9 protein-coding genes and 1 pseudogene are annotated in these 8289 nt (G+C 74.5%); 4 read left to right on the top strand and 6 right to left on the bottom strand.

The features are described 5' to 3' along the window. Positions 1 to 1165 (top strand): FtsX-like permease family protein (locus AB0F11_RS36660; protein ID WP_362183774.1); only part of this gene is annotated, 1165 nt, incomplete at its 5' end. A gap of 2 nt (positions 1166 to 1167) precedes the next feature. Here AB0F11_RS36660 and AB0F11_RS36655 read toward each other — a convergent pair. Further along, complete coding sequence (locus AB0F11_RS36655) at positions 1168 to 1701, bottom strand: SRPBCC family protein (protein WP_362183771.1); 534 nt, start codon at positions 1699 to 1701, stop codon at positions 1168 to 1170. 64 nt (positions 1702 to 1765) lie between these two features. On the opposite strand from AB0F11_RS36655, the gene AB0F11_RS36650 reads away from it, so the two are divergent. Further along, positions 1766 to 2353: a TetR/AcrR family transcriptional regulator gene (locus tag AB0F11_RS36650; RefSeq protein ID WP_362183768.1), complete on the top strand. Its 588-nt coding sequence runs from the start codon at positions 1766 to 1768 to the stop codon at positions 2351 to 2353. 19 nt (positions 2354 to 2372) lie between these two features. Here the strand turns inward: AB0F11_RS36650 and AB0F11_RS36645 are convergent, their stop codons facing one another. The 4 genes from AB0F11_RS36645 to AB0F11_RS36630 all read right to left on the bottom strand — a co-directional run bounded on the left by AB0F11_RS36645 (position 2373) and on the right by AB0F11_RS36630 (position 5681). Next, positions 2373 to 3011 carry an endonuclease gene (locus AB0F11_RS36645; protein ID WP_362183765.1) on the bottom strand — a complete coding sequence of 213 codons (639 nt, stop codon included), beginning with the start codon at positions 3009 to 3011 and terminating at the stop codon, positions 2373 to 2375. A gap of 15 nt (positions 3012 to 3026) precedes the next feature. Further along, positions 3027 to 3515 carry a hypothetical protein gene (locus AB0F11_RS36640; RefSeq protein ID WP_362183762.1) on the bottom strand — a complete coding sequence of 163 codons (489 nt, stop codon included), beginning with the start codon at positions 3513 to 3515 and terminating at the stop codon, positions 3027 to 3029. A gap of 146 nt (positions 3516 to 3661) precedes the next feature. Continuing rightward, complete coding sequence (locus AB0F11_RS36635) at positions 3662 to 5029, bottom strand: pyridoxal-dependent decarboxylase (RefSeq protein ID WP_362183759.1); 1368 nt, start codon at positions 5027 to 5029, stop codon at positions 3662 to 3664. A gap of 40 nt (positions 5030 to 5069) precedes the next feature. Beyond that, complete coding sequence (locus AB0F11_RS36630; protein ID WP_362183756.1) at positions 5070 to 5681, bottom strand: sugar O-acetyltransferase; 612 nt, start codon at positions 5679 to 5681, stop codon at positions 5070 to 5072. Between the two features lie 130 nt (positions 5682 to 5811). Here AB0F11_RS36630 and AB0F11_RS36625 point away from each other — a divergent pair, with 130 nt between their 5' ends. Further along, positions 5812 to 6408 (top strand): NAD(P)H-dependent oxidoreductase, encoded by a 597-nt coding sequence (locus tag AB0F11_RS36625; protein ID WP_362183753.1) that lies wholly within the window; start codon positions 5812 to 5814, stop codon positions 6406 to 6408. 182 nt (positions 6409 to 6590) lie between these two features. Here AB0F11_RS36625 and AB0F11_RS36620 read toward each other — a convergent pair whose 3' ends face one another. Beyond that, positions 6591 to 7685, bottom strand: coding sequence for an amidase domain-containing protein (locus tag AB0F11_RS36620; RefSeq protein WP_362183750.1), 1095 nt, complete (start codon positions 7683 to 7685; stop codon positions 6591 to 6593). A 331-nt stretch (positions 7686 to 8016) separates the two neighbouring features. Between AB0F11_RS36620 and AB0F11_RS36615 the strand changes: the two are divergent. Continuing rightward, a pseudogene (locus AB0F11_RS36615) lies at positions 8017 to 8289 on the top strand (hypothetical protein); the annotation flags it as partial.

Genomic DNA, 8289 nt, shown 5'->3' with positions numbered 1-8289 from the left:
GTCCGCCGCTCCGCTGACCGCGCTCGGCAGGCGGGCCCTCGGGATGCGGATCTCCCCCGCCCTCGTCCTGGGGTGGCGTGCCGCGTTCCACCGCCGCGGCAGGACGCCGGCGGCGGTGCTCCGGCTGGCCCTGCCGCTGGCGCTCATCACCGTCGCGCTCGTGTCGTGGTCGACGCTGGACCAGTTCCGCAGCCGGCCCGCCGGCGTGGGGCTGCCCGCGGCACTGACCGTACGGGCGGAGCAGCCGGCCGGGCCGTCGGACGCGGAGCTGGAGAAGACCCTCGCGGCGGTCCCGGGCGTGGCCGCGGTCCATCCGGGCGCTGAGACGGCGGCGCTCGTACCGGGCCAGACCGGCACCATCACGCTCCGCGGGCTGGGCACGGCCGGGCACCCGTACCCCTCCGCGGTGGTGGAGGGGCGCGCGGTCGAGGGACCCGACGAGGCGGTGGCCGGACAGGGGCTGCTCGATCTGCTCGGGGTCCGGGTCGGGGACTGGGTGCGGATGACCGTCGAGGGACGCCCGCAGATCCTGCACCTGGTCGGCCGCACCATCGAGCCCGAATCCGGCGGCCGCGTCATCACCACGACGCTCGACGCGCTGCGGGAGGGCGATCCGCAGCTGCGGACCGGCTTCCACGCCGTGGAGCTGCGCAAGGGCGCGGACCCGCGGGCCGTGAGCAGCAGGCTCGCCGGGGCGGGGGGCGGCGCAGTGGAGATACGGGAGACGCCCAATCCCGCGGACCGGCTGGAGCCCGCCCGCGCGGTGATCGCCGCCCTGATCGGTGTGCTGGCGCTGATCGGGCTGACCGAGCTGCTGACGCTGATCGGCACCGGTGTACGCGAGCGGGGCCGGGACCTGCTCGCACTGAAGGCGATCGGGCTGACACCCCGGCAGATCGGGGCGGTGGTCGTGACGGCCGCGGGGCTCACCGCGCTCGTGTCCGCCGTGGTCGGCACGGCGGTGGGAGCGCTGTCCGGTCGCTGGCTGGTGGACCGGCAGGGCGCCTCGAGCGGGATCGGCGCGGGCATCGCCCACCTGCCGCCCCTGCCCGTGCTGTCCGCGGTGGTCCTCGGGGCGGTCCTGGGCGCGGTGGCGGCCGCGGCCCTGCCGGCGACACGGGCGGCGCGCAGCCGCCCGGCGGACTCCCTGAACGAGACCTTCTGAACCTACGCAGCCGCCGACCCGGTGGCCGGCCGGCGCCGGGTGCGCAGGACGCGCCGGCCCAGCGCGCGCAGCAGGCGGACGTACGGTGACCAGCGGGCCGGTCGGGACACGGTGCCGGTGCAGGCGAGTTCCGCGCGGTCGAGGGCGTCCTCCACGCAGGCGTCGTGCAGCGGGCGCCAGACCAGCGGCCAGCTGAGGCGGGCCGGGCCGCCGGTGGTCATGGTGAGGGTGTGGTGGAGCACCGTGCGCTCGGGGCCGGAGGGCAGTACGGCCAGTTCGTGGAAGCCGTGGAAGCCCCGCGGCCCGGTGAAGGCGAAGCGGATCCACCGCCCCGGCGCGTACCCGGCCACGCTGTAGCGCACCGGCCCGTGGCCGCCCACCGCGCCGGCGGCCAGCGGGCGGTCGAACTCCATGGGCGCCCAGGCGCGGCCGGGCCACAGCCGGTCGCCGTCGCCGCTCGCGAGGGTGTCGAGGAGGGCCCCGACCTCCTCCTCCGTCGCGGGCAGCAGGCGCTCGTGCACGTTGTGGACGCCCATGCGTCCTCCCTCCTCCGAGTTTTGGAGAGATCTCTCCAATAAATTGGAGGGTACTCTCTGTTTCATGGCGAGACCACCCCGCTTCGATTCCGATCTCCTCCTCGACGCCGCCGTGGGTCTGACCGCTGCCGGCGGACCGGCCGCCGTGACCATGTCGGCGGTCGCCAAGGCCGTCGGCGCTCCGAGCGGCTCGGTCTACCACCGCTTCGCCGGCCGCCCGGCGCTCCTCGCCGAGGTGTGGCTGCGGACCGTCGAGCGCTTCCAGGAGGGCTACTTCGCCGTCCTCGACGGCGGCGCCGAGCCCCGCCGGGCCGCCTGCTCCGCTGCCCGGTACGTGGTGGCCTGGAGCCGGGAGCATCCGCACGAAGCCTCGCTCCTGCTCTACGGCGCGGCCGATTTCGGCCGCGCCGACTGGTCCGAGGAGCACCGGCGCCGCGCCGACACGGGCAACGCCCGGGTGATCGCCTCCCTGGCCGCCCTCGCCGATGCCCTCGGTGTTCCGGCCGGGGACGCGCAGGGCCGGGACCGGGTGGCGCTGGCCCTGATCGACCTGCCGCTGTCCGTGGTCCGCCGCCACCTGCGTGCCGACACGCCCTTGCCGCCGCACGCCGAGGAGCTGACGGAGGCGTGCACGGCCGCACTGCTGGCCTGACCCCAGCCACGCTTGGGCGTCATGCCGCCCGCAGGGCCTCCGTCGCCTCCTTGGACAGGCTCACCCGTACGAGGGCCGCCGCCAGCCGGGCGTGGTCCTTCGGCGGCACCAGCTTCCCCAGGCCTTCCGGCGAGTGCGGCAGCCCCAGGTCGGCGGCGGTCGCGCAGGAGCGCTCGTCGAAGAACGGGCGCAGCTCCGGCCACACCGCCTGGGCCTCCCGGCAGAAGATGTCCGCGCCCACCGGCCCGATCCTCGGCACCTCCTGCACGAGCGCGCGCAGCTCGGCGGTGTCGCCGGCGGCGGCCTCGCGCAGGTGCCGCAGGTCGCCGTGGAAGCGGTCGAGCACCAGCTCGGCGCCCTCGCCGAGGGCGGTGGCGGTGCTCTCGTCGTAGCGGACGTAGTGCGCCCGCCCGAGGGCGTCCACGCGGTCCTGCCAGCGGGATCCGGCCATCGCCCGGGGCGTGCGCAGTCCGGCCGCGAACAGCTCCCGGGCGGCGGCGGTGGCCGTCTCCGCCCTGATCCGGACCGAGCACAGGACCGTCAGCACGAGGAGCCGGTACAGCGGTGCGGGCTTGTCGCGCAGGGTGATCCCGGCTTCGTCGGCGTAGGTCCGCCCGTGCTCCCGCAGCAGCGCGGCGGTCACCTCGGCGGTCCCCATCGCACGCCCTCGACCTCAGTGCCCGAAGCGCAGGCGCCTGCGGGAGCGCCGGGTCCCGGCGGCTGCCGCCTCGTCCTCGCGGCCGGACCGCCCGTCCACGTCGGCCGTGTCGTCCATGGCGCTCTCGTTCCGCGCGCTCCCGTTCCGCGCGCTCCCGTCCCGCTGGCCTGACGCCGCGTCCGGCCGCTCGCGCAGGTCGCTGCGCCCGTCCGCTTCCTGCGTCTCGTACGGTTCGGGCGCCGCCCGCGGCGCCGGCCGACGGGCGCCCCGCAGGAGTTCCCTGCGCCGGGCGGCCCGGGTGGATCCTGCCTTGATCATGCCGAAGGCGAGGCCGAGGATCACCATCAGCGCGATCCCGGCGAGGAAGACGGCCAGGCTGTTCACGGTGGCGATCCCCTGGCCGAGGATCGTTGCGTGGTACACCGGGCCGTCGGTGTTGTCCGCGATCAGCAGCCCGATGAAGGCTCCGGTCGCCCCCATGAGCAGCAAACCCAGCACCAGCATGGCGCACGTCCTTCCGTGAACCGGCCCCTCTCCTACGGCCCGCGCCTACCCCCCAGGCCGCGTCCGACTCCTGCGCGCACGGACCGGGCGGACGATATATCCCCTGCTTTTGGACGTCCCGGGCCCGAGGAGCAGTAGCGCGCGTGTCAGGCGGCCGCGGCCCGCCGGATCGCGTCGAGCGCACGCCCGACGTCCTCGTCCGTCGTCGACCAGTTGCTCACCGAGATCCGCATGACGCGCCGGCCCTGCCACGTGGAGCCGCTGATCCACGTCGTGCCGTCCTCCAGCAGCCGGGCGAGCACCCGCTCGGTGCGGAGTTCGCTGCCGAACTCGGCGCACACCTGGGTGAAGACGACGTCGTTGAGGACCGTCGCACCGTCGATCTCCGCGATGCCGGCGGCGAAGGTACGGGCGTGCCGGCACAGCCGCTCGACCAGGTCGGCCACGCCCGACCGGCCGAGGGACCGCAGCGCGGCCCACACGGTGAAGGCCCTGCCGCGCCGGGAGAGCTCGGGGACCTTGTCGATGGGGTCGCCCTCGTCGGCCTGGATGAGGTAATCGCCGCGCAGGCCCATAGCCGCCCGGACGGCGGCCGGGTCGCGCACGATCGCGAGCCCGCAGTCGTACGGGACGTTCAGGGTCTTGTGGGCGTCGGTGGCCCACGAGTCGGCGTCCGCGCAGCCGGCCACCAGGTGGGCGAGGGCCGGGGAGGCGGCCGCCCAGAGCCCGAAGGCGCCGTCGACGTGCACCCATGCACCCGCCTCACGCGCGGCACGGATCGCCTCGGCGAAGGGGTCGAAGGCCCCGGTGTGGATCTCCCCGGCCTGGAGGACCACGAGCGTGGGGCCGCCCGCGGCCCCGGCCGCCAGGGTGCGCCACAGGGCCGCGGGGTCGATGCGGCCCTGGTCGTCCGTCGGCACCGTTTCCGGTGCGCCGAGGCCCAGGTAGCGCAGCGCCAGGTCGACGGCCATGTGCCGGTCCCGGCCCGCCACGGCGCGCACGGCCGGCGCACCGGCGAGCCCGTCGCGGGCGGCGTTCCAGCCGGCGCGGGCCAGCACCGCGTCGCGTCCGGCGGCGAGGCAGGTGAAGTTCGCCATGGTCGCGCCGGTGGTGAAGCCGACGGCGCTGCCGGCGGGCAGGCCGAGCAGATCGAGCAGCCAGCCGCCGGCGATGTCCTCCACGGCCGAGTAGGCCGGCGAGGCGGCGCGCATCACGCAGTTCTGGTCCCAGGCGCTGACCAGCCAGTCCGCGGCCAGCGCGGCCGGTTCCGTGCCGCCGACCACGAACCCGTGGAAGCGGCCGCTGGGAAAGGCGGTGAGCCCGGGCTCGCAGGCGGTGGCCAGCAGGTCGACGACCTCGGCGGGGACGCTCGGACCGTCGGGCAGTGCGGTGCCGAGCGCGCGTACGATCTCGTCGACCGCAGCGCGGGCGGGGACCGGGCGGTCGGACAGGCTGGCCAGCCAGCGCAGGGCGTGGTCGTACGCCTGCCGGAGCGCGGCCTCGCGCGCGTCCATATCTCGGACTATGGGACAGCCGCCGGGCCCCCGCAAGCCGTCAGGATCCCGGGGCGGCACCGCCCCGCGCCGGGCGGCCGGGCCCCGACTCGTCGGGGCCGAGGGCGCGGACGATCCGGGCGGGGTTCCCGACGGCCAGCACTCCGGGCGGGAGGTCCTTGACGACCACGGATCCGGCACCGACCACGGTGTTCTCCCCGATGGTGACGCCGGGGCAGACGATCGCACCGCCGCCCAGCCAGACGTTGTCCCCCACGGTCACCGGCAGGCCGCGCTCCCAGCCGGCCCGCCTGAGCTCGGGGTCGAGGGCGTGCACGGGCGTCAGCAGCTGGACGTTCGGCCCGATCTGGACGTCCGAGCCGACGGTGATCGGGGCGGTGTCGAGGAAGACCGCGTTGAAGTTGACGAACGTACCGGCGCCGATCCGGATGTACCGGCCGAAATCACAGTGGAAGGGCGGCCGGATCCGGACCCCCTCGCCCACCGACCCGAGCAGCTGCCGCAGGAGGGCGTCCCGCTCCTCGGGCGTGAGCGGTCCCTGCGCGTTGTACTGCGCGCAGAGCTCGGTGCGGCGCAGGGTTTCGGCGGCGAGCTCGGGATCGTCCGGGAGGTACCAGTCGCCGGCCAGCATGCGCCGCTTGTTCTCGCCCACGGGTGACCTCCGCTCGCCGGGCGCCTGCGCGTACGCTCGCCCAGGACCGCCCCGCGCGTCAAGGCGGCGCGAGGGCGCAGGAAGCGGCCCACACCCGCCGGGCGGAGGGCCTCGGAAGAGGGGGAAGCGGATGAGGGTCGGCGCGTACCTGGCACATCCCAGGGCGGGGAGTTTCAACCACGCGTTGTTCGCGGCCGTGACGGAGGAACTGGCGGCGCACGGCTGCGAGGTCGTCGTACACGACCTGTGCGCAGAGGGGTTCCCGCCGGCCCTGACCGCGGCGGAGACCGGGACGGTCGAGGACGCGGGCGCCTCGGCCGACGGGCAGGTGGCGGCCCACTGCCGGGAGGTGGCCGGGCTGGACGCGCTGGTGTTCGTCCACCCCAACTGGTGGGGCATGCCCCCGGCGGTGCTGGCGGGCTGGATCCAGCGGGTGCTGGTCCCGGGGGTGGCCTACAAGCTCGGCACGGCCGACGGGGAACCCGCCGGGCTGCTGCGGGCCGGCCGGGCCCTGGTGCTGAACACCTCCGACACTCCCGCCGAACGCGAGGCGGGCGAGTTCGGGGATCCGCTGGAGCGCATCTGGTCGGCGTGCGTGCTGCCCTACGTCGGAGCGGCCGACGTCCGGCGCCGGGTCTTCCGTACCGTCACCGACTCCTCGGAGGCACAGCGCGCGGCCTGGCTCGCAGAGGCCCGCAGCCTCGCCGCGGAGCTGGTCTGCAGCTGAGAGGTCCAGCAGGCGGCGCCGATCGGGGAGCCGCTCTCGGCCGTGAGGGACTGCTGGAGCAAGGGCGGTGCGCCCGGCGGCGGTTCCTCCGCGTGCGCGGGTGCGGCAAGGCATTGACGCCGATATGGCGAAGGCCCCTCCTGCCGGGTGGCTCCGCGGCAGGAGGGGTCGAACGGCACCGGTCAGGTGCGGTAGGCGAAGTAGCGCGCGTTCGGGTAGGACGCGATGATGCTCGCGAGCGACTTCCGGTACGTGTTGGTGGAGTGGTAGGTGAGGTACGGCATTCCGGCGCCGCTGCGGTACGTCACCATCATGGAGTGGTCCTTGGACCCGTCCTTGTTGAAGTCCACCTGCACGATGTCGCCGACGTCCGCCTGGTAGACGTTCGCCAGGTTGGCGGCCCGCTGGTTGGACAGCGTGAACCAGGCCCACTCGTTGACGCCGACCCAGGAGTCGGACTGGCGGGTGCCGTCGTACCACCAGTTGCGGTAGTCCGAGGAGGAGCCGGGAACCGGCGTCCAGCCGCCCGCCTTCAGCGCCTGGCTGATGAAGTTGGTGCAGTCGCCGCCGGCGCCGCTGAACTTCCGGTACGCCGGGTTGTAGCTGCTCCAGTACTTCTCCGCGTACTTCGCCATGGCGGCGTAGTCGTAGGCACCGCCGGTCATGGCCTTGGGCTTGGCCGGGGCGGGGTACTTGGTGGAGGCGGGCGTGCCGTCCGGGTACTGGTTCCCGTCGTCGTTGACCGTCGCCACCTTCGCCGCCACGGGCTCGTTGACCGCGACGACGCCGCTGTCCTGGGACTTGATCGAGGTCAGCTCCCAGGCACCGCCCTTCTTGCTGGTGAGCGTCAGCTCGTACTTCGTCTTGAAGTCCGTGTTGGCCGGCTCGTCCCCGCGCACCTTCTTGTAGGTGAGCGTGGTGTGCTCGGTGACCTGGACGGTCGCCTTGCCGCCGACCACCGTGGCCTTGTCCACGGCGACCGTGGTGTCGGCGTCGGTGTAGGCCTCGCCGAGCTCCGCCAGCCGCGTCTTTCGGGACTTCAGCGACTGGATCGCCGCGGCCTCGTCCTTCTTCAGCTGGTCCGACAAACGCGTCTTCGAGGAGTTATGCCCCGCATGCCCCGAATTGCGGTGGCCTGCCTGGTCTTCGACGAGGGCGTCGGTGCGCTGCGACAGCACGTCGTCGGCTATGCGGCCGAAGGCGTCTGCCGTGGCGCGGTCGGCGTCGTGGGGCCCGGGCTCCGCGGTAGCGGAGTAGGCGAACAGGCTGCCCGACACCAGGGCTACGGTCAGGGCCGCACCAGCGGCGAGCCTGAACCTCTTTGGTATCACTACTTTTCCCCTTGTCACCCGGTCCACACGAACCGGGGGACGGAATCTTCGCACAAGTAGGCGACGTTTTCTTTGCGTTCCGCTTCGGCGATCACGCTCCGGCCGCAGTCGCCCCGTGCGCGCCGCCGGCTGCCTCCGCTTCGCGGCCCGGCCGGCGCCGGGCCGCCGGCCGGCGGGGCCGCGGACGGGTCCGGCGCGAAGCGACCCACCACCCGTCACGGCTCACAGCATGTGCATCTAGGGTGTGCGGGAAAAGCACGGCAGAGGGGCATTCGCAGTGGGCAGGCAGGATACGTCCGGAACAGGACGGTCACGCGGCGGTCAGGTCACCCCGGGAGGCAGCGGCGGCGCCCCGTCGGGCCGCCGCGGGGCGTCCGGCACGCGCCGCCGGCCCCGCAAGGGGTCCGGTCGGCGCTGGGGGCTTCCCCCGGCGCTCCGGACGGCGTTCGCGTCGGCCCTCTCGGCCCTGGCGCCGGTCCTCGCCGCGGTGCGCCCGCAGCTGCGCCGCCTGCGGCCCGCGTACCCGCGGCCGGGCCGCAGCGGCTGGCGC

The sequence above is a fragment of the Streptomyces sp. NPDC032472 genome, assembly GCF_040636955.1.
Taxonomy (GTDB): Bacteria; Actinomycetota; Actinomycetes; order Streptomycetales; family Streptomycetaceae; genus Streptomyces.
This window is presented reverse-complemented; position numbering and strand designations above follow the sequence as displayed.

Excerpts from the sequence above, each read along its gene's own strand:
- AB0F11_RS36640 (WP_362183762.1), bottom strand. The coding sequence starts at position 3,515 with ATGCTGGTGCTGGGTTTGCTGCTCATGGGGGCGACCGGAGCCTTCATC.
- AB0F11_RS36650 (WP_362183768.1), top strand. The coding sequence starts at position 1,766 with ATGGCGAGACCACCCCGCTTCGATTCCGATCTCCTCCTCGACGCCGCC.
- AB0F11_RS36635 (WP_362183759.1), bottom strand. The coding sequence starts at position 5,029 with ATGGACGCGCGCGAGGCCGCGCTCCGGCAGGCGTACGACCACGCCCTG.
- AB0F11_RS36625 (WP_362183753.1), top strand. The coding sequence starts at position 5,812 with ATGAGGGTCGGCGCGTACCTGGCACATCCCAGGGCGGGGAGTTTCAAC.
- AB0F11_RS36645 (WP_362183765.1), bottom strand. The coding sequence starts at position 3,011 with ATGGGGACCGCCGAGGTGACCGCCGCGCTGCTGCGGGAGCACGGGCGG.
- AB0F11_RS36655 (WP_362183771.1), bottom strand. The coding sequence starts at position 1,701 with ATGGGCGTCCACAACGTGCACGAGCGCCTGCTGCCCGCGACGGAGGAG.